Here is a 19,663-nt window from a genome sequence, read left to right as displayed (position 1 = left end):
TTAACTACCGTTTCACGTACATCAAAGCCATTCCGCTGGTGCCGTCGCACCAGCAGAGATGAACTTTCATTGATCTTGGTTAACGCTTAATTACCCGCTTTCGCTGCCCGTGCCGCATGAAGCTTCTTATAGCTTTCGATTAAGCGTTGGTGGCGCTCAAGGCCCTCTAACTGCATGTTAGTCGGCGTTAGGCCATGGAAGCGCACTTCGCCACTCACCGAGCCCACCACGGCCGCCATGGTTTCCTCACCAAACATGCGCTGGAAGCTGTGCAGATAATCGTTCAGCTTCAACTCGTCATCCAGCGCGATTTCCAGCACTGCGTTCACTGCCTGATAGAACAGGCCGCGCTCGACGGTGTTGTCGTTGTACTGCAGGAACATCTGCACGCAGTCGAGCGCTTCTTCATGGCGCTGCAACGCCAGGTAGACCAATAGTTTTAGCTCTAGGATCGTCAGTTGCCCCCAGACGGTGTTCTCGTCAAACTCAATGCCGATGAGCGTGATAATGTCGGCGTGGTCGTCCATCTGGCTCTCTTCCAGCCGCTCGACCAGATCGGTGAGTTGATCGTCATCCAAGCGGTGCAGGTTGAGAATATCCTCGCGGTAATCCAGCGACTTATTGGTGTTATCCCAGATTAGGTCTTCAATCGGATACACCTCGGAGTAGCCCGGCACCAGAATGCGGCAGACCGGCGCACCTAAGTCTTCGTGTACCGCCATATAGACTTCCGCGCCTAGCTCTTCAAAGATGCCGAACAGGGTCTCGGCCTCTTCATCATTGCTGCCAGAGAAGTCCCACTCGCTAAACTCGAAGTCGGGCTTAGCACTAAAGAAGCGCCAGGAGACCACGCCCACCGAGTCGATAAAGTGCTCAACAAAGTTATTCGGCTCGGAGACGGTTTGTGAGTTAAACGTCGGCAACGGCAGGTCGTTCAGGCCTTCGAAACTGCGGCCTTGCAGCAGCTCGGTTAGGCTGCGCTCCAGCGCCACTTCAAAGCTTGGGTGGGCACCAAAGGAAGCAAACACGCCGCCGGTGCGCGGGTTCATCAAGGTGACGCACATGACCGGGAACTGCCCGCCCATGGAGGCATCTTTTACTAGCACCGGGAATCCCTGGGCTTCCAGGGCGTTGATGCCCTCTACAATGCTGGGGTATTTTGCCAGCACCTCCTGCGGCACATCAGGCAGAGTTAACTCCTGCTCGAGGATTTCACGCTTTACCGCCCGCTCGAAAATTTCCGACAGGCACTGCACCTGGGCTTCTACGAGGGTGTTGCCCGCACTCATGCCGTTACTCAGGAACAGGTTTTCGATCAGGTTGGAGGGGAAGTAGACCGTTTCGCCGTCGGACTGACGCACAAACGGCAGCGATACAATGCCCCGGTCTTCACGACCCGAGTTGGTATCAATCAGGTTCGAGCCGCATAGTTCGCCTTCCGGGTTATAAATCGCCAGACAGTGCTCGTCGAGAATCTCGGCGGGCAGCTCGTCGTTCGGGCCCGGTTTGAACCATTTCTCATTGGGGTAGTGAACAAACGCGCTATTAGCAATCTCTTCGCCAAAGAATTGGTCGTTATAGAAGAAGTTGCAGCTCAACCGCTCAATAAACTCGCCCAGCGCCGAACACAACGCGCTCTCTTTGGTCGCGCCTTTGCCATTGGTGAAGCACATCGGTGAGGCCGCATCGCGAATATGCAGCGACCACACGTGAGGCACGATATTGCGCCAGGAAGCGATCTCGATCTTCATGCCGAGATTAGCCAGGATCGCGCTCATATTGGCGATGGTCTGCTCCAGCGGCAGGTCTTTGCCCTCGATATAGGTGCTGCCGCCTTCAGGCGCGCCCATCAACAGCGCCTGAGCGTCCTCGTCTATGTTTTCTACCGTCTCAATCTGAAACTCGGGGCCGGTTTGCACCACTTTCTTGACCGTGCAACGGTCGATGGAGCGCAGAATGCCTTGGCGATCCTTTTCAGAAATATCTTCCGGCAGCTCAACCTGGATTTTGAAGATCTGCTTATAGCGATCTTCCGGGTCGACGATATTGTTTTGTGACAGGCGAATATTTTCGGTAGGAATATCCCGGGCGTTGCAGTACACCTTCACAAAGTAGGCGGCGCACATGGCAGAGGACGCCAGGAAGTAGTCAAACGGCCCTGGTGCCGAGCCGTCGCCTTTATAGCGAATCGGCTGGTCGGAGATAACCGTAAAATCGTCGAACTTGGCCTCCAGACGGAGGTTGTCGAGATAGTTAACTTTGATTTCCATGAGCGGGCATCCGGGGTAATGAGTGTGCCTAGGCTTTTGCAAACATAAGGCAGTAGGCGAATTGCGGCCCATTATCCAGTTTTTTACCCGCTTCGTCTTGGTCAGTCTTCCGAATCGCCTATCCGGCGTTGAGAAGAAACGGCAGCGTTTGCTCTAACAATATCTCAGAACTCCTTTCAGAAGGTGCCCAAATTATTGTGCTTGCATCATACGTTCTGCCTCAGTTTCGCTGACCCCGAGCATCAGCAAAATCTGGCGCTGGGTGGCTATTAACACCTGCTTTCGTTCCGCCTCTCCCGGCAAACTTTTGGCAATGGCGACAGCCCCTACCAGGGAGGCCAATATAACGCGGGACTTATCAGCAATTGCTTTGCGGTCATTGGCAAAAGGAAGTTGTTTCAACTTGCTCAATGCTATTAACCGGGTTTCAAGCATCTTTTTCATACTCATATATGACGCTTCAAACAGGGTGCGGATTTCGGCTTTTTCACTGCCTATTTCGTTGAACAATACCGCTTCCGGCCCCGGTTTATGCTTAGCTTCCAATTCTTGGAGATTGCAGTAGTTGGCGACTAGCTCGGTTAGGTGTTGTAACGAAAGGGGTCCTTTTACCAGTCTAGCCGCGCGGCTGTTATCAATGGTCAGGCGAACCGACTCATTGTATAGGGCCTCTTTTGATGCGAAATGTGAATAAAAAGCGCCATGCGTCATCTTGGCTAGCGTCATGATCTGGCCAATCGACACCTTTTGAAACCCCTTGCGGCTGAATAGCTCTGTCGCCGAAGCCAAAATGCGCTCTTTGGTTTTCGATTTATGGCTCTTAGGATAAGGCATGTCTACCTCGTCATACGTCAGCTAAATATTATCTTGATCATATAGTGCCTATTGCTAGGGTGACCACATCAATAACTCTGGAGTCGCTATGCAATCACCAATTGTGATTACCGGCATGGGTATGGTCAGCCCCTTAGGAAACAGCATCAATATAAGTTGGGATCGACTGGTTAAGGGCCTGTCTGGCATCAGCACCATTGACCGCTTCGATACAAGCGATATTCCGATCAAAATTGCCGGGGTAGTGCCGAGCATTAACCACGACCCCACCGGTGGTATTGACCTGGATGTGATAGCCGATCCCAAAGAGCAGCGCAAAATGGATTTGTTCAGCCTGTACGCATTGGCAGCAGCTCAAGAGGCACTGTCACAGGCCAACTGGTTCCCCGTTGAGCAGGCTCAAAAGCGCAGAACAGCCACCATTATTGGCTCTGGTATTGGCGGCTTTCCGACCATCACTCAAGCCCAAAAAACCCTTGTTGAGCGCGGCTATCGCAAACTCTCCCCCTTCACAGTGCCCGCCTTTCTAGCCAATTTGGCTGCTGGCAATCTGTCCATTCGTTATGGCTTTCAAGGCCCACTGGGGTGCCCGGTAACAGCTTGCGCGGCAGGCCTACAGGCAATTGGCGACGGTATGCGCATTATTCGCAGTGGAGAAGCGGACGTTGCCCTAGTCGGTGGCGCTGAGGCGTGTATTGACCCTCTTTCACTCGCCAGCTTTAACGCTTTAAAGGCCGTTTCGACGGAAGCAGACGCCCCTGAACGTGCTTCCAGGCCGTTTGATAAAGCCCGTAACGGTTTTGTGATGGGAGAAGGTGCGGGCGTTATGGTGATCGAAACGCTTGAGCATGCGGTCGCGCGGGGAGCAACGCCGTTAGCGGTGATTAGCGGCTACGGCACCAGCGCGGATGCCTACCACCTAACGGCAGGCCCAAAGGATGGGTCCGGGGCAGCAGCAGCGATTCAAGCGGCGCTAGGCATGGCGAACCTTACCACTGATGCTATTGATCATATCAATGCCCACGCCACTTCTACGCCGGTTGGCGACCGGGCTGAAATTGCCTCGCTGCGTAATGTATTCGGTGAGCGCTTGCCCGCCATACCTATTTCGGCCACGAAAGCGGCCACAGGCCACCTGTTAGGCGCAGCGGGGGGCATCGAGAGCATATTTTCAGTATTGGCACTCAACACTCAGCACCTTCCGCCCACCATCAATCTTGAGCAATGCGATGATGATATGCAGGACTTAACCTTCGTCACGGCGACTTCTCAGAAGCACGTCACAAAGCATGTATTGTGCAACGGATTCGGTTTTGGTGGCGTCAATGCGGCGCTTATTGTGAGCAGTATTGAGCATTAAAGACGGGAGCAGATAAACCGTTCCACCATCAATCTACCTTGCTTAGAAACGGCAGCGCTTCCTCAAGCAATATTTCGGGGATCTCTTCGGCGATATAGTGACCACAAGGCAGCGCCTTTCCGTCTACCTGCGTCGCTACCTTCCGCCACTCGCCCAGGGCATCGAAGCAGGCCTCAATCGCGCCTTGGGCGCCCCACATCACTTTAATGGGGCAGGTCAGCTTCACACCCGCGTCGATATCCGCCTGATCGTGCACGAGATCGATGGTGGCGCTGGCGCGGTAGTCGCCGCAAATGCCGGTGGCCGTGCCCGGGAGCGACAGGCAGCGCTCGTATTCGGCCAGCCCTTCTGGGGAGAAAGGCGCCATGCCCGCGCTGCGGGCGCCTATCACGCTTTTAAGGTACTGGGCTGGGTCGGCTTGAATCAGTATTTCCGGCAGCGGCTGGGGGCGAATCAGGAAGAACCAGTGCCAGTAGCTACGCGCGAACGCTTCCGTGGTGCCGCGATACATCGCCAGCGTCGGGGCGATATCCAACAGCACCATACGGTCTACTCGCTCAGCGTGGTCAACGCCTAAACGATGGGCGACTCGCGCCCCACGATCATGGGCCAACACTTTAAACCGATCAAAGCCCAGCGCGCTCATCAGCTCCGCCATATCCTTCGCCATGGCGCGCTTGGCGTAATTTAGGTGCTCTGCGTCGTCGTCGGGCTTACTGCTGTCGCCGTAGCCGCGCAGGTCGGCGGCAATCACGGTGAAATGCTGGGTAAGCGCACCTGCCACTTTGTGCCAAATGAAATGGGTTTGCGGATGGCCGTGAAGCAGCAACAGCGCCGGACCGCTGCCGCCCATTCGATAGGCGATATCGACGCCGTTGACGTGGCGTGTCTGTTTTTCAAACCCATGAAACATGGTGAGCTCCTAGTCTGCTGCCATGAAACTAACACAACGTAATTGTGTAGCTCTGTTATAAACGCCTACATCAGGGATTCTCAATACAAGCTGATGTTAAGCACTGTTTTCAGGCGCTAGCGGCTGTAACCTTTTAGTCGCTCAATAAGAAAGTCTTTTAACGCTATCACGGCAGGCGTCAATGAAAGGCGATGCGGGCATACAAGATAGAGCGGCGTTGGCTCGCTGGGAAAGTCTTCCAGCATTGCCACCAGGCAACCATTTCGAAGATCTTCTTCAACATCTAGCCGGGATTTGTAAGCGATGCCTTCGCCAGCCACTGCCCAGCGGCGCACACACTCAGCATCGTCGCTCACCCGATTGCCTTTTACGGTGATGTTGTCACTACCGAACTGCCACTGGTTATGGACACGCTCGCCGAGCACAAAGCAGAGGCAGTTGTGCTGACGTAAATCGTCAGGGCAAGCGGGACTGCCGTGACGGGCAATATAGTCAGGAGAGGCACACACCACGCGGTCATTATCGCTTTTAAGCGGCAGTGCGACGAGACTGGAGTCTTCCGGCACCCCATATCGCAGGGCAATCTCTACTGGTTGACGGAACAGGTCACTCACGCGGTCACTTACCCTCAAGCGTAAGTGTAGTTGCGGGTGCTGGGCCATAAAGGTGTCCAACCACCCCAGCAACACATTGCGGCCCAGGTCGGAAGGCATGGCAAGACTGAGTTCCCCAGCAATCTCTTGGCGCTCGCGGTGAAGTTCTTTCTCACCTTGGGTAAGGGCGTTGAGCGCCGCTTTAGCGTGTACAAGATAGTGCGCACCTGCGGTGGTTAATCGCAAACTGCGGGTGGAGCGCACCAATAGCCGCGTGCCAAGCGCCTCTTCCAAACGCTTGATAGCCACACTGGCCACCGCTGGGGTAATCGCTAACTCCCGCGCAGCGGCAGAAAGACTGCCGTGCTCGGCGGCATAGATAAGCACTTTTAGATCATCGACACGCATAAGAACGCTTGGCGCCTGCTATTTTCAAAATTTATTAGAAACTGTTAGCAAGATTACCCCTCTTTTTAGCAAAACAACATCCAGGCATGATGGTGCCACTTATCGTTAACTTGAGAGCCACTATGAAAGCAATTGCCTTTACCCAAAGCCTGCCCATCGACCATCCAGATGCGCTTCAAGCAATTGAGTTACCTATCCCAACCCCTGACGCCCACGACATTCGCGTTGCAGTCAGCGCGATTTCCGTAAACCCTGTTGATGCCAAAGTGCGCAACAGCGCCTTGCCGGAAACCGGTGAGCCGCGCGTACTGGGATATGACGCGGTAGGCATCGTGGATGCCGTCGGCAGTGCGGTCACCCGCTTTCAGCCGGGCGATCGCGTCTGGTACGCGGGCAATATTGCTCGTCAGGGCTCTAACGCTGAGTTTCAACTGGTCGATGAGCGCATCGCCAGCCTAGCGCCGAAAAGCCTTTCTGACACTGAAGCCGCTGCGCTTCCATTAACCGCCATTACCGCTTGGGAATTGCTGTTTGACCGGCTAGAGCTGGGCATGCGCGATACCCAAGGCAAAAGCCTATTGGTAATTGGCGCCGCGGGAGGCGTTGGCTCGATCCTGGTGCAACTTGCCAAGCAGCTCACCGATATTACCGTGATTGGTACGGCGTCTCGGCCCGAAAGCCAAGCCTGGGTGAAGTCGTTAGGTGCGGACGCAGTGATTGACCACCACAAGCCACTTGATCAGGCGCTTAAGGCAGCGGGCTTTGACGGGGTGGATATGGTGATCAGCCTTAACCAAACTGGCCACCACTTTGATGCCATTATTGAAGCCCTTGAGCCCCAGGGGAAACTGGCGCTTATTGATGACCCCGAGCTGATTGATGTACGTAAGCTCAAAATGAAAAGCCTGTCGCTGCATTGGGAGTTGATGTTTACCCGCCCGTTATTCACTACCGACGATCTTGCCAAGCAGCACGACCTGCTCACAAAAGTAGCGGCCATGGTTGATGACGGCCGACTAAAAACTACCTTAGGCGAGGTGTTAGGCCCTATTAACGCCGAGAACTTAACGCGCGCGCACGCGCTTATTGAGAGCAACCGCACGATTGGCAAACTGGTCTTGGAAGGCTTTTAAGCAGGATAGAAATTGATTGACGCAACGGCCCTGTCACAGGGCCGTTGCACTCTGAGGCGTGAACCATCACATTAGGCAGCCACGACACTAAGAGAATCGAGTCACCCCATGCATGACGATTTTGTGGCCAACCTGCGCCTGCTCTGCAGCTACTACCCGTCTATTGCTGAGGTTTGTCGGCGCTTAACGATCAACCGTGCTCAGTTTAACCGCTACCTGAGTGGGCGCTACCGTCCCAGCCACGCAGCACTTCAGCGAATTTGCCACTTTTTTGGCGTCACCACTGAGGATATCGCACTTCCTCACCACGATTTTCGCGCCCTGGTGCAAACCGGCCAACTAAAGTCAGAAGCAACCCCAGCAGCATTGCCTTGGCCAAACGCACTGGTTCAGCGCGGCAGTGAAGGTATGGAGCGCTACATTGGTCGTTACTTTGAGCTTTATCACTCAATGTCGCGACCGGGGCAGTTAATGCGAACCTTGGTGTGCCTGGAAGCACGTGAAGGTGGCGTGATCTATCAGCGCACCGAGCGAATGCAGACCACACCTGGCGTCCGCCCGTGTCACAATCGCTATGTAGGCACCGCGGTTAAGCTTGCTGATCGGCTCTTTTTGGTCGACCACGAAACCCTTAACGGCCACGAAATCACTCAGACGATTCTATTTCCGAGCTTTCAGAGCCAAGTGACGCGTTTGACCGGCTTAAAAATGGGCGTGGCGGATAACAGCGAGCGCATGCCCTGCTGTGTACGGGTTGTGTATCAACGTTTGGATGAACAGGTCAGCCTGCGCGAAGCGCTGGCACAGTGTGGCTTGGTAGCGCTGAATGACCCATCACTAGATGCTGCCCTAATAACCGCGACTCGAAACGATGTGGCCACTGATGAGCATCACTTCCGCGCCAGACATTAATCTTTAGCGACTAACACCTGCTGGAACAAAATCGCTTCAAAATGTTCCATGGGCTCAACGGATTTAAGCGTCTTAGCACGTAGAATAGCCCCTTCCCAGCCGCTTAGAATAAAGCTGGCAAGCGATGCTGGGGCGGTATGAGTAGCAATATCTCCCCGTCTTTGGGCATCCTGCAAGCAGCGTATAAAGCGCTGCTCCCAGCGCTGAAACACAAGATTTAGCGCATCGCGGAAGGTGTCATTCTGGCCTGAAAGCTCTTGGCCAAGATTACCGATCAAACAGCCCGTGGCGTGATCGCACTCGTGCATATGGTCACGGCCTGCCGCGAAGTACCGTTTCAGGCGCTCAAGTGGCGGCGTCTCACTATCTTCCAGCAGTGCCACCAGCGTTTCGTCATAAGCAGCCGCAAAGCGCTCAATCACCGCCAGCCCGAAATCCTCTTTGCTGGAGAAGTAGTGATAGAAGGAACCTTTGGGTACACCGCAGGCCTTTAAAACGGCGTTAATACCCGTCGCGTTGTAGCCTTGCTGACTAATCAGCTGGGCGCCACTATCAATTAATTTGTCGCGGGTTACATTGTTTTTCATATACTTAAAGTAGACCAGTCAGTCTATCACTATCAAATGAGTGAAAGCCAAGTAAGTAAAAGCCAAAGGATTGAGTGCCAAGTAAATGTTAATTACATGTTATTTGCACATTGCTTGACTAATCGCTGCTTAACAATGCGTGATGCTAGCATCATACGCTTATTTTTCTGGAATTTTCGCCCTAGCCAACGGATGACGCGCGGTAATGACACCAAAACGCTCCCACTCTTCCCCCCAATCATCTTACCAACGAGGCCGCATTCGTATAGGCGCTGTGGTGGCATTATTGATTCTTATGGGCACCCTGGCGCTCGCCTGGTGGATTATTACCCAACCGCCCCGTATTGAGCGAACCCCTCCGCCGGAGCCTCTATCTACTATGGTAGATGTCGTCACGGTAAACGCGAGTGTTCAGGCACCTAATCTTTACGGCTTTGGGCGCGTTGAAGCAGAACAGGAGGCGATGTTAGCCAGCCGTGTGGCGGGGCAATTGGAGCGGTTTGCCGATGGTGTTGTGCCTGGCCAAGTCGTTGAACAGGATGCCGCCGTGGCGTTTATTGATCAAGCCGACCTGGCGCTAAGCCTGGAAGATGCCGAAGCGCAGCTGGCCACTGCGCAAGCGTTACTTGCTTTAGAGCAGGCGGAACAGCAGCGCGCCCGCAGTGAGTACGAATCCTTTGGGCGTCAGCTTTCTGCTGAGCGACGTTCGCTGGTACTGCGTGAACCACAGCTGCGCCAAGCACAAGCCGAACTCACCCAAGCACGCGTGGCCCGCGACCAGGCAGCACTGAATGTTGAGCGCGCAACCCTCACCGCTCCCTGGCGGGCCATGGTACAGGAGCGCTTGGTCGGCGCTGGCAGTCTGCTCAGTCAAGGAACCGAGGTATTGCACCTGGTGGGCGTCGAGCAGTTTTGGGTGCGCGCCTCACTACCCGGTGAGTGGATGGAGTGGCTGGAAGCGGGCAGTAGCGTGACGTTAACCAGCCGCGGCTGGCCCGAAGGCTCCACTCGAGAAGGCACGCTGGTGTCGATGCTGCCCAGCCTGGAAGAGAATGGCCTGCAGGCACAGCTACTTATCGCGGTGAACGACCCGTTAGCGCTCGAGACCGATGGTCCTGCCCTGCGTTTGGGCGATGTGCTGCGGGCCTCCTTCCAACCTTCGATTCAAGAGCAGCTCATATCACTGCCCTCTTCGGCGCTTCGCCCCGGTGACGTCACTTGGCGGGTCGACGAAGAGAATCGCCTACGCCGCACGCCGGTCACCCTGGCCTATCGAGGGGAAGACGACGCCTTAATTCGTAGCGGTCTTGAAACAGGCCAGCAGGTCGTCACCGCGGGCTTGGCCCAGCCTAGAGAAGGCCAGCTAGTGCGCATTCGCCGGCCCAACGACACCCCGGCCCAAGCAGGAGATGAACCGGGAGATGAATCATGAAGGTGCCACGCGGCCCATTGGCTTGGATGGTGGATCACGGGGTAGCCCCCAACTTATTGATGGTGCTGTTTATCGTCGGCGGCCTAATGGCGTCGCTGGCGATTAAAAAGGAAGTGTTTCCTGAATTCGACATCGAAGTCGTGCAAGTAACGATTAGCTATCCCGGCGCCACGCCGGAAGATGTTGAACAGAGCCTGCTGCTACCGGTAGAAGCCGCGATCGCCGATGTCGAAGGCATTGATGAGCTCACGGCTACGGCCAGCGAAGGCAGCGCCAACGTCAGCGCTACGCTGATTGACGGCATTGATGTCATGCGCGCCTATCAGGATATTCAGCAGGCAGTGAACGCTATCACCACGCTGCCCAGCGCCGCCGATCCACCGCGTTTCACCCTGGCGGGACGCTCTCGCAGTGTGCTCAGCCTGCAGGTTTATGGTCAGGTCGGCCTAGAGGCACTCCACGACGCAGCCGAAGATGTACGCGGCGAGCTGCAAGCCACCTCGGGCATTTCCCGCGCTGAGCTTTCCGGCAACCGCGAGCGGGAGATTCAAGTCCATCTGGATGAAGAGGCCATCGAGCGCTTTGGTCTCGACCATCAGGAGTTGGCTAGTCGCATAGCCGAAGAGGCGCTTGACCTTGCCAGCGGTCAGCTAACGACGGCCGAAGGCGAGTGGCTAATTCGCTATCAAGGGCGGCGCAATAGCGCCGAAGCCTTTGCAGAGCTGCCGATACTAACCAGCACTCAGGGCGCTCCGATTTCGCTGGGCGACATTGCCAGGGTCAGCGACGGCTTTGCCGAGACCGATCGCGAGGAGTTCTATAACGGTCAGCCCGGCCTCTCTGTGGATGTTTATCAGATTGGCGACCAGACCCCGACCAGTATCTCTGAAGCGGTCAACGGAGAGCTTGAGCGCTTGCGGGCAGGCATGCCGGAAGGCGTTAGCCTGGATATTTCCCGCGACAGCTCGGAAGTTTACGAAGACCGCCTGAGCCTGCTGCTTAAAAACGCCTGGATGGGGCTAGCGCTGGTATTGGTACTCATGGCGCTGTTTCTGGAAGCACGGCTGGCCTTCTGGGTCACCCTGGGCATTCCGACGGCGTTCCTAGGCGCCATGCTGTTTCTGCCCTGGATCGGCGTCTCGCTCAACATGATGTCGATGTTCGCCTTTATTATCGCCCTGGGGATCGTGGTGGATGACGCCATTATCGTTGGCGAAAATATCTACAGCTATCGGGAAGAGGGTTACTCACTGCGCGATGCAGCGGTGAAAGGCGCCAGCGAGATCGCCACGCCGCTTACGTTTGCCATTCTGTCTAATATCGTTGCCTTCCTACCGCTGCTTTTTTTACCGGGCTTTTTAGGGCTGATTTTTGCCACGGTTCCGGTGGTGGTGGTGACCGTCTTTCTGATCTCCTGGCTGGAAGCGCTCGTCATACTGCCCGCCCACTTAGCGCATAGCCGCAAACCGCGCCAAACCCCGGCGTGGCAGCGTCCGCTTGAATCACTTCGCCAACGCCTTCAGGGTGGCTTACACCACTTCACCTATCGTCAGTTCGAGCCGTTTCTGCAGCGCGCGCTGAACCAACGCCTGCTGAGTATTTCGCTGGGCATCGCCATTCTATTGATCGCCCTCTCCTGGGCAATGAGCGGGCGTTTGGGTTTTTCCCTGATGCCACGGGTCGAATCAGATCAGGTGCAAGCCACGGTCACCCTGCCCATTGGCAGCAATATCAGCGTTAGTCGCGAGCTTAGCCAACAGCTGCTCGACGCCGCAGATGTTCTCAGCGAGCGTGAAGAAACACTCAGCTTTAGTAGCTCACGCAGCCGCCTGGACGGCGAAAGCCTGGAAGTGCGTTTGGATATAGCCAGCGAGAGTTTAGAGGCTTGGCCACCGTCGCGCATCGCCCGGGAGTGGCGCGACCTATCCGGCGATTTGCTCGGTGCTCAGTCAGTGCGTTTTGAGGCAGACGTCGGCGGGCCCGGCAGCGGCGCGGCGCTCAGCCTTCGCCTTTCCCACCCGGACACGCAGGTATTGGAAGCCGCCGCCGAACGCTTGGCGGAAACATTGGGCGGCTATGGACTCACCGATATCGACAGCGGCCTGGGCGACGGCAAACCGCAGTTAGAGATGCGTCTTTCTGCCGAAGGCCGCGCGCTGGGGCTCACAGGTAGCAATTTAGCCGAAGCGCTACGCGGGCCTCTTCAGGGTGCCACGGCACTTGAACAGTACGTCGGGCGCAGTGAAATCAGCGTTGAGGTTCGTCTGCCCAACGACAATCGCGACAGCCTGAATGAGCTCTACCGCATGCCGGTGCGCACGCCTGACGGCCTCAGCGTGCCACTGTCGCGGGTAGCCGACATCACCATCAGCCAAGCCTCTAGCAGCCTTGAGCGCATTAACGGGCGACGGATTATTACCGTGACCGCCGACTCGGAAAGCGATCTGGCCATTAACCAGGTACTGGCAACGCTGCAGGAAGAGGTGTTCCCCAACCTTGAGGCAACTTGGCCAGGGCTTGAGGTCAGCATGGGCGGTCGTCAGCAGGACACCGCCGATAACTTGGCCACGCTCAAAACCTCCATGTGGTTAATGATTGCCGCCCTTTACGCCCTGCTCGCCATTCCGTTCCGTAGCTATTTGCAGCCGCTGCTGGTATTGGCCGCCATTCCCTTCGGTATTGTCGGTGCAGTAGCTGGCCATATGATTATGGGTTTCGGGCTTTCGATTATCAGTTTGCTGGGCATGCTCGCGCTCTCTGGCGTGGTAATTAATGATGCGCTGGTGCTGATCGACTACGCCAACCGTAAACGCCGCGAAGGCATGGATGCCCGGGGCGCTATCGTGGCAGCGGCTACCCGCCGTTTACGGCCAATTATGATGACCACATTGACGACCTTCTTGGGCTTGGCACCCATGATCTTGGAAACCTCGCGGCAGGCACGCTTTATGATTCCGATGGCGATTTCGCTAGGTTTTGGCATGCTGTTCGCTACGGCTATTCTGTTAATTCTGGTGCCCTGCCTCTACCTGGGCATGGAGAATGTTCGCGAACGGCTTAGTGCCCCGCGTCAGCCTAAAACTCTTCCCTCTACCCCTAGCCACGAGGAGGGCACTCATTAATGACCATGCTCACCGCGATACGCCAATGGCGGCCCTCTCGGCTGGGCCTGAAGCTGTTTGTGATTATCCTAAGCGTCAATGTGGCCATCTCAGCCAGTATGTTTCTGGCCGTCTCCTACAGTATTGACCGCGGCTTTCTCGACTATCTCAACCAAGCTCAGGAGCGCCGCGCCACGCTGCTGGCAGATGGTCTTGTCACACGCTGGGAAACCCAGCAGAGCTGGGAGTGGCTGGAGCAGTCACCGGAACGCTGGCCGTTTATTGTTCGTTTTGAACTGGGCCAGGAGCATCGCGACCGACCCTCACCGCTAGGTGAAGCGCGTGACTTTAGCCTGCGCGCGGAAGATGGACGCTTTGTCGTGCCGCCGAACAGCGGGCGCGAAAACTCGGGCAACTGGCATTGGCTAACCCTGCAAAGCGGTGAAACCACTATCGGGTCGCTGGGATTCCGGCCGCCGCGGGAAATGATGGAGCGCATGGAGAGCCGCTTCCTGGAGCGCCAGCAGCGTAATCTGGTACTTATCGTCATATCACTCTGCGTTGCTTCATTGCTACTGGCGGGCGGGCTTTCCTGGTGGCTGGGGCGTCGTACCCGGGCATTGGCCGGCGCCACATTGCGCCTTACCGAAGGCGACTACCACACCCGGCTACCGGAACGCGGCCGCGACGAACTCTCTCGCCTAGCGCGGGATTTCAATGTGCTTGCCGCCACGCTGGAAGCCAGCCGTGATGCCCGCGCCCGCTGGGTATCAGATACGGCCCATGAGCTGCGCACGCCGCTGGCGGTACTGCGCGGAGAGATCGAAGCCATGCAGGATGGCATCCGGCCACTCAACCAGGAAAATCTTAGCTCTCTCGCCCAGGAGGTGGGTCAGCTAGAGCGCTTAGTGGCGGATTTACGTCTGCTTTCCCAAAGCGACGCGGGCGCGCTGGATATACAACTGGCGCCGATGGATCTAAGCGACTGCCTGGCTAGCCGACTGGCTGACGCTGATCGCTGGTTAGTGGACAGCGGTTTAACGCTGACGGAAAAGATCGAGCCTGGCATTATGATTCGTGGCGATGCTCAGCGCCTGCGCCAACTTTGGAACAACCTGCTGGACAACAGCTGCGCCTACACCCAGCCGCCGGGAGAGCTGCGTGTTACGCTCACGACTCAGAAAGGGGAGGCAGTAGTCACTTGGGAAGATAGTACGCCGGGGGTACCGGAAGGCGAGCTGGCCCGTTTGACCGAGCGCCTCTACCGAGTGGAAGGATCACGCAGCCGCGCTAGTGGCGGCAGCGGTCTAGGGCTCTCTATTGCGAGTGCCTTGGTCAATGCCCATGGTGCAACGCTGACGCCCTCTCCCTCCACGCTAGGTGGGCTGCGCTGGACGCTGCGCTTTCCTTTGTTGGCCGCTAATTAATGTTTTTCAGAATTCGTGTTTAAAAACTGTTTTAAGCCATGCTTTCCCGTTCACTGCTAAGCGAGTCTACCGCTATGTCTCATGCTGCCTCTTTGCTCGTTGTTGAGGATGAACCGAAAATTGCCCGCCTGATGGCGGACTACTTAACCACTCATGGCTTTGAGGTGACCACCCTGGGCCACGGCGATGAAGTGATGCCGTGGCTTGAGCAGCACTCCCCAGCCCTGGTGCTGCTCGATATTATGCTACCGGGTAAAGATGGCCTTACTCTGAGCAAGGAAATTCGCCAGCTGTGGCCTTCCATAGCGATCATCATGGTCACTGCCAAGGTAGAAGAGGTCGACCGCCTGCTGGGCCTGGAGCTAGGGGCTGATGACTATATCTGTAAGCCTTTTAGCCCTCGTGAAGTCGTTGCTCGGGTTAAAGCCGTACTGCGCCGCAGCCAAGCAGCAGCAGAGGCGCCGAGTGAAGTGCAAAACGCCCCGGTAGTGTTAAACGAAGACGGCTGGCAAGCCCTTGCCCACGGGCAGGACCTGGGCCTGACCGCGGTGGAGTTTCAGTTATTGCGCGTCATGATGCAGGCGCCGGGGCGCATCTTCAGCCGCGAACAGTTGATGGATCACATGTACCGCGATAACCGCATCGTTTCTGAGCGCACCGTGGACAGCCACATCAAAAAACTGCGCAAGAAGATCCACGAAGCGCTGCCAGAACTGGAAATCATCCGCTCGGTATATGGCGTCGGCTATAAGTATCAGCCGGAGGGTTAAGGGTTAACCTGCCGATTGAGAAACGCGATGCCTGCATCAATAGCGCCACCGCGCAGCAGGAAGCTGGTGATGTGGCCGCGCCAGTGCTGCAGGTATAGTTCGCTTTCGATGTTGTTAGCCTGCAGGGCTTGATAGAAGTCCGTGGCGTGATCCACCGGCACGAGCTTGTCCCAGTTGCCGTGGAAGAGAAAGAACGGCGGTGCCTGGGGGGTAATTTGCCAAGCAGGCGACGCTAGCCGGTACGCCTCGGTCTTTTCTGCGCGGGTGCCGCCAATAAAATCCACCACCAGCGGCCCGTCATCGAACTTAAGCAAGTCACTGGGTAGACCACCCGCCAGCACCGCGGCCAGACGGCTCTGCTCACCGCCATAAGGTTCCGCCAGTGGCCCTTCGGCGCCCGCGAGTGCCAATAAACTCACCAAGTGCGCGCCTGATGAAAAACCCACACCCACAATGCGATCGGTATCCACCTGCCACTCATCGGCGTTAGTGTGAATCCAGCTCATGGCCTGCTGCAAATCGTGTAGCTGGTTGGGAAAGCGGTATTCCGGTGCAAAACGGTACTCAACATTCACCGCCACATAACCTTGCCCGGCTAGCTGTTCGGCAATGCCCTGCATATCTTGCGGTGTACGATTGCGCCAGCCGCCTCCATGCACTATTAATGCCGCGGGTCGCCGCGTATCTGTTGATCCATTGGGCAGATAAACAGTCGCCTTTAACGCCTGTGGCCATGCCTCGGGTGTGTAAGTAACTGGGGCTAAGCGCTCAAAAGGCTGGGGTTCATGCAACGGGTTATTCTCAACAGCAGGCTCGCCCTGGCTAATATGTTGGGAAGCGCTACAGCCATTCAATAGCAAGGCAAGCGCCCCCAGGCCAGTAACACGGCGTAGGGTGGTAAACGCATAACGCGGCTGAAACACGCGAAAGTATTCGATTCGCGACATTAAGTTGCTCCTTGATAACTAGGTGACCCCTCACCTACCGACTACGACCTGCCACGAGCTAATAAGATCATGATTGTTGCACACTATCTGCAAACGGTTTGCACGTCTCCTAGCGATACTGGCATCGTCAACTCACCAGGAGAGAACTTATGAACCATTCAAGTGCTAAGAAACTGTCAATTCGCCAACTGTTCGCCCCGGCCCTGCTGGCTATTGCTATTGCTCCGCTAGCGCTTACCGCTCAAGCGGATAGTCACGGTGACCATGAAGGTAAAGGCCCTGATCGCGAGCGTATGGAAGAACGCATGGAAGAGCGTCGCCAAGAGATATATCAGCGCGCCGAAATCTCTGAAGAGAAGCAAGCTGAGCTCAACGAAGCTCACGCTGAACACCGTGAAGCGATACACGCGCTGCGGGACGAGCATAAAGAGCGCGTTGCGGAAATTCTCTCCGAAGAAGAGCAGGAAGCACTGCGCAATGCCATGCACGAAGCTCATGAAGAGTATCGTGGTAAGCACGGCAAGCGCGGCCACCACGGCGATAACGACGACATCGCCGATAGTGAATAAGCGTTGATCACTTTTTAAACGTTAGCGTTAACGCCCGGCTTGCCGGGCGTTTTTGCGTCTGCCTTTGCGTTTTTCTCACCGCTCACTCCGCGCTTATTCACCCCACACAAGGGAGGTTAACTTGAAGGGGAAGGTTTAATCGCGTATTTTATTTGAACGTTCATTCAAAATAAAATATTACATCCACCCTTCAACGAAAAGGAGTCCACCTCGATGGCGAAAGACAATCCCGTCCTTCCCTCCCGCGACCGCCTCAATCCCGTGGTTTTCCACGGCAGCGTGGCGGGCATACTTATCTTTTTAGTGCTCACTATGCTGTTTACCGAGCAAGCTGGCGCCTTTTTCGATGCCGGGCTTGCCTGGGTGAGCAAAACCTTTGGCTGGTACTACATGCTCGCCATCGTGGCTTACTTGGTTTTCGTCGTCGCCATTGGTATGTCGCGCTTTGGCAGTATTCGCCTGGGGCCTGATCACTCTCGGCCTGAGTTCTCGCTACTCTCCTGGTCGGCCATGCTGTTTGCCGCGGGTATCGGTATCGATCTGCTATTCTTCAGCGTTGCCGAACCGGTAGCTCACTACTTAGCGCCGCCGGATTTAACCCCGGAAAGCCAGGAAGCGATGCGTAACGCCGTCGTTCAAACCTATCTGCACTGGGGGCTCTCCGGCTGGGGGCTGTACGTGTTGATGGGTATGGCGCTGGCTTACTTCAGCTACCGCCACCGCCTGCCGCTGGCAATTCGCAGTGCTCTTTACCCGATCCTCGGTAAACGTATCCACGGCCCGATTGGTAACGCGGTGGATATCACGGCGGTCATCTCCACCGTATTCGGCATTGCTACCAGTCTCGGCATCGGGGTGATGCAGCTTAACTACGGCCTCACCTATATGTTCGGTGTGCCGGAAACCCTCACCGTGCAGGTGATCTTGATTGTGCTGGTGGTCGTATTAGCAACGATTTCCGTGGTCACTGGGGTTGAGAAAGGCATTCGTCGCTTATCAGAGTTCAATATGCTGCTGGCGTTGGCGCTGATGCTGTTTGTACTCTTTTCCGGCGACACGCTGGTACTGCTGGATAAAGTAGTCAATAACGCCGGTGATTATCTCTCTGGGTTTGTCGGTGCCAGCTTTGACACCTACGCCTTTACCGATGAAAGCGCCCAAGAGTGGAAAATGTGGTGGACGATCTTCTTCTGGGGTTGGTGGATTGCCTGGACACCGTTTGTAGGCCTGTTCCTAGCGCGGATCTCCCGTGGCCGTACCATTCGTGAATTCGTCGCTGGTGCACTGTTTATTCCGCTGGCCTTTATGATGGTGTGGATGTCGATATTTGGTAATAGCGGTATTGAGCTAGTCGCCAATCAAGGCGTTGCCGAGTTGGGTGAACAAGCGCTCAATACGCCGCAAACCACGCTTTACACGCTGCTTGAGTACTACCCCTATGTGGGCCTTACCGCGGCGGTCGTGACCGTACTGGGTATCGTGTTCTTTATTACTTCAGCAGATTCCGGTGCGCTGGTACTTGCCAACTTCACCTCTATCCTGAGCGATGTGAACCACGATGCGCCGGTGAAGCTGCGTATTTTCTGGTCGGCGACGATTGGTTTGATCACTATTGCCCTGCTGATGGCAGGCGGTTTGAATGCGTTGCAGAGTGCCGTGGTCATCACCGCGCTGCCGTTCTCGCTGGTGATTTTCGCGGTCATGGTGGGCATGTATAAAGCCCTGAAAATGGAAGGCAGCAAGGCCGATGCACGCCGTATGATTGCCGGTAGCGCCCCAGGTGGCGATTGGAAAGAGCGCTTGGATCGCGCTTTGGATACCTCTAATCGCGCCGGTGCGGCGGCCACCATTGAGCATGCGATTCGCCCGGCAATGACCCAGTTCGCTCAAGAGCTTGAGAGCCGTGGCCAAACCGCCAATGTGACTGAAGAGCACGTTGAGGGTGAGGCGCTACCGAACTTGACCCTCCAGGTCGACTTCGGCGAAGCCACTAGCTTTGTTTACCAAGTGTGCCCGCACCGCATGCGTACACCGAGCTTTATCCCGGCGGATGATGACTTCTATGTACGCTTGGATGTGTACTTGGCTGAAGGCGGGCAGGATAAGGATCTTAACGGCTACACCCGCGGTCAGGTGATTGGTGATTTGGTCTGCGAATATGAGCGCCACCTGCACTTCCTCACTCTGGCGGGCCAGCAGATGGGCCATGTGCAGGCAATGCCCGGTACGATTGGGGAGCCGCCTGAAGATTCCCAAATGTAACGGCATTATTGTTTAACCCCACAGACAATCCCGGCCTGCGCGCCGGGATTGTCTGTGCGCGAACGGCTCTGAAAAAACGCTTTGTTGTGGGAACTCCAGGGTAGGCGTAGCGTAGTAGCCTGTTTTCCCTAACACTTAGGAGGCT

General features: G+C 56.0%; 15 protein-coding genes. 9 read left to right on the top strand and 6 right to left on the bottom strand.

Translation table 11 applies throughout. The annotated features are described in order from the left end of the window. Positions 1–86: 86 nt before the first annotated feature. Entirely contained in the window at positions 87–2,270 is a 2,184-nt protein-coding gene (locus HUO07_RS03645) for an OsmC domain/YcaO domain-containing protein (RefSeq protein ID WP_176302415.1), read from the bottom strand. Positions 2,271–2,462: 192 nt separating this feature from the next. Further along, positions 2,463–3,104, bottom strand: a complete 642-nt coding sequence (locus HUO07_RS03640) for a TetR/AcrR family transcriptional regulator (RefSeq protein ID WP_176302414.1) — start codon at positions 3,102–3,104, stop codon at positions 2,463–2,465. An 88-nt stretch (positions 3,105–3,192) separates the two neighbouring features. On the opposite strand from HUO07_RS03640, the gene fabF reads away from it, so the two are divergent. Continuing rightward, entirely contained in the window at positions 3,193–4,464 is a 1,272-nt protein-coding gene (gene fabF / locus HUO07_RS03635; RefSeq protein ID WP_176302413.1) for a beta-ketoacyl-ACP synthase II, read from the top strand. Positions 4,465–4,492: 28 nt separating this feature from the next. On the opposite strand, the gene HUO07_RS03630 is transcribed toward fabF, so the two are convergent. After that, complete coding sequence (locus HUO07_RS03630; protein ID WP_176302412.1) at positions 4,493–5,377, bottom strand: alpha/beta fold hydrolase; 885 nt, start codon at positions 5,375–5,377, stop codon at positions 4,493–4,495. Between the two features lie 116 nt (positions 5,378–5,493). Continuing rightward, on the bottom strand, positions 5,494–6,378 hold the full coding sequence (locus tag HUO07_RS03625; protein ID WP_176302411.1) for a LysR family transcriptional regulator: 885 nt from the start codon (positions 6,376–6,378) through the stop codon (positions 5,494–5,496). A 122-nt stretch (positions 6,379–6,500) separates the two neighbouring features. Between HUO07_RS03625 and HUO07_RS03620 the strand changes: the two genes are divergently transcribed. Then, positions 6,501–7,511, top strand: a complete 1,011-nt coding sequence (locus tag HUO07_RS03620) for a zinc-binding alcohol dehydrogenase family protein (RefSeq protein WP_176302410.1) — start codon at positions 6,501–6,503, stop codon at positions 7,509–7,511. Positions 7,512–7,619: 108 nt separating this feature from the next. Beyond that, positions 7,620–8,423: a helix-turn-helix domain-containing protein gene (locus HUO07_RS03615; RefSeq protein WP_176302409.1), complete on the top strand. Its 804-nt coding sequence runs from the start codon at positions 7,620–7,622 to the stop codon at positions 8,421–8,423. Here HUO07_RS03615 and HUO07_RS03610 read toward each other — a convergent pair. After that, positions 8,420–9,010: a TetR/AcrR family transcriptional regulator gene (locus tag HUO07_RS03610; RefSeq protein WP_176302408.1), complete on the bottom strand. Its 591-nt coding sequence runs from the start codon at positions 9,008–9,010 to the stop codon at positions 8,420–8,422. The genes HUO07_RS03615 and HUO07_RS03610 overlap by 4 nt on opposite strands. A 205-nt stretch (positions 9,011–9,215) precedes the next feature. Here HUO07_RS03610 and HUO07_RS03605 point away from each other — a divergent pair, with 205 nt between their 5' ends. The 4 genes from HUO07_RS03605 to HUO07_RS03590 all read left to right on the top strand — a co-directional run bounded on the left by HUO07_RS03605 (position 9,216) and on the right by HUO07_RS03590 (position 15,740). After that, positions 9,216–10,442 (top strand): efflux RND transporter periplasmic adaptor subunit, encoded by a 1,227-nt coding sequence (locus HUO07_RS03605; RefSeq protein WP_176302407.1) that lies wholly within the window; start codon positions 9,216–9,218, stop codon positions 10,440–10,442. Next, the gene (locus HUO07_RS03600) at positions 10,439–13,564 is read left to right on the top strand and encodes an efflux RND transporter permease subunit (RefSeq protein WP_176302406.1); all 3,126 of its coding nucleotides are present in this window, start codon (positions 10,439–10,441) and stop codon (positions 13,562–13,564) included. Before HUO07_RS03605 ends, HUO07_RS03600 begins: the two co-directional genes overlap by 4 nt. Then, a complete protein-coding gene (locus HUO07_RS03595) occupies positions 13,564–14,970 on the top strand; it encodes an ATP-binding protein (RefSeq protein WP_176302405.1) in 1,407 nt (468 codons plus the stop codon). Before HUO07_RS03600 ends, HUO07_RS03595 begins: the two co-directional genes overlap by 1 nt. A gap of 74 nt (positions 14,971–15,044) precedes the next feature. Next, positions 15,045–15,740, top strand: a complete 696-nt coding sequence (locus HUO07_RS03590; protein WP_176302404.1) for a response regulator — start codon at positions 15,045–15,047, stop codon at positions 15,738–15,740. Here the strand turns inward: HUO07_RS03590 and HUO07_RS03585 are convergent. Further along, the gene (locus HUO07_RS03585; RefSeq protein WP_176302403.1) at positions 15,737–16,687 is read right to left on the bottom strand and encodes an alpha/beta hydrolase; all 951 of its coding nucleotides are present in this window, start codon (positions 16,685–16,687) and stop codon (positions 15,737–15,739) included. The two genes, HUO07_RS03590 and HUO07_RS03585, sit on opposite strands and share 4 nt — an antisense overlap. 149 nt (positions 16,688–16,836) lie before the next feature. Here HUO07_RS03585 and HUO07_RS03580 point away from each other — a divergent pair, with 149 nt between their 5' ends. Continuing rightward, the gene (locus HUO07_RS03580) at positions 16,837–17,256 is read left to right on the top strand and encodes a hypothetical protein (protein WP_176302402.1); all 420 of its coding nucleotides are present in this window, start codon (positions 16,837–16,839) and stop codon (positions 17,254–17,256) included. Between the two features lie 213 nt (positions 17,257–17,469). Beyond that, a complete protein-coding gene (betT, locus tag HUO07_RS03575) occupies positions 17,470–19,518 on the top strand; it encodes a choline BCCT transporter BetT (RefSeq protein WP_176302401.1) in 2,049 nt (682 codons plus the stop codon). The last annotated feature ends 145 nt before the right edge of the window (positions 19,519–19,663 follow it).

It is taken from the genome of Vreelandella maris (assembly GCF_013371085.1).
GTDB lineage: Bacteria > Pseudomonadota > Gammaproteobacteria > Pseudomonadales > Halomonadaceae > Vreelandella > Vreelandella maris.
Note: the sequence above shows the minus strand (reverse complement) of the source record. Positions and strands in the feature narration are given on the sequence as shown.

Coding starts and splice junctions, on each gene's coding strand:
- HUO07_RS03590 (WP_176302404.1), top strand. CDS start 15,045: ATGTCTCATGCTGCCTCTTTGCTCGTTGTTGAGGATGAACCGAAAATT.
- HUO07_RS03595 (WP_176302405.1), top strand. CDS start 13,564: ATGACCATGCTCACCGCGATACGCCAATGGCGGCCCTCTCGGCTGGGC.
- fabF (WP_176302413.1), top strand. CDS start 3,193: ATGCAATCACCAATTGTGATTACCGGCATGGGTATGGTCAGCCCCTTA.
- HUO07_RS03580 (WP_176302402.1), top strand. CDS start 16,837: ATGAACCATTCAAGTGCTAAGAAACTGTCAATTCGCCAACTGTTCGCC.
- betT (WP_176302401.1), top strand. CDS start 17,470: ATGGCGAAAGACAATCCCGTCCTTCCCTCCCGCGACCGCCTCAATCCC.
- HUO07_RS03600 (WP_176302406.1), top strand. CDS start 10,439: ATGAAGGTGCCACGCGGCCCATTGGCTTGGATGGTGGATCACGGGGTA.
- HUO07_RS03625 (WP_176302411.1), bottom strand. CDS start 6,378: ATGCGTGTCGATGATCTAAAAGTGCTTATCTATGCCGCCGAGCACGGC.
- HUO07_RS03640 (WP_176302414.1), bottom strand. CDS start 3,104: ATGCCTTATCCTAAGAGCCATAAATCGAAAACCAAAGAGCGCATTTTG.
- HUO07_RS03585 (WP_176302403.1), bottom strand. CDS start 16,687: ATGTCGCGAATCGAATACTTTCGCGTGTTTCAGCCGCGTTATGCGTTT.
- HUO07_RS03620 (WP_176302410.1), top strand. CDS start 6,501: ATGAAAGCAATTGCCTTTACCCAAAGCCTGCCCATCGACCATCCAGAT.
- HUO07_RS03615 (WP_176302409.1), top strand. CDS start 7,620: ATGCATGACGATTTTGTGGCCAACCTGCGCCTGCTCTGCAGCTACTAC.
- HUO07_RS03610 (WP_176302408.1), bottom strand. CDS start 9,010: ATGAAAAACAATGTAACCCGCGACAAATTAATTGATAGTGGCGCCCAG.
- HUO07_RS03630 (WP_176302412.1), bottom strand. CDS start 5,377: ATGTTTCATGGGTTTGAAAAACAGACACGCCACGTCAACGGCGTCGAT.
- HUO07_RS03605 (WP_176302407.1), top strand. CDS start 9,216: ATGACACCAAAACGCTCCCACTCTTCCCCCCAATCATCTTACCAACGA.
- HUO07_RS03645 (WP_176302415.1), bottom strand. CDS start 2,270: ATGGAAATCAAAGTTAACTATCTCGACAACCTCCGTCTGGAGGCCAAG.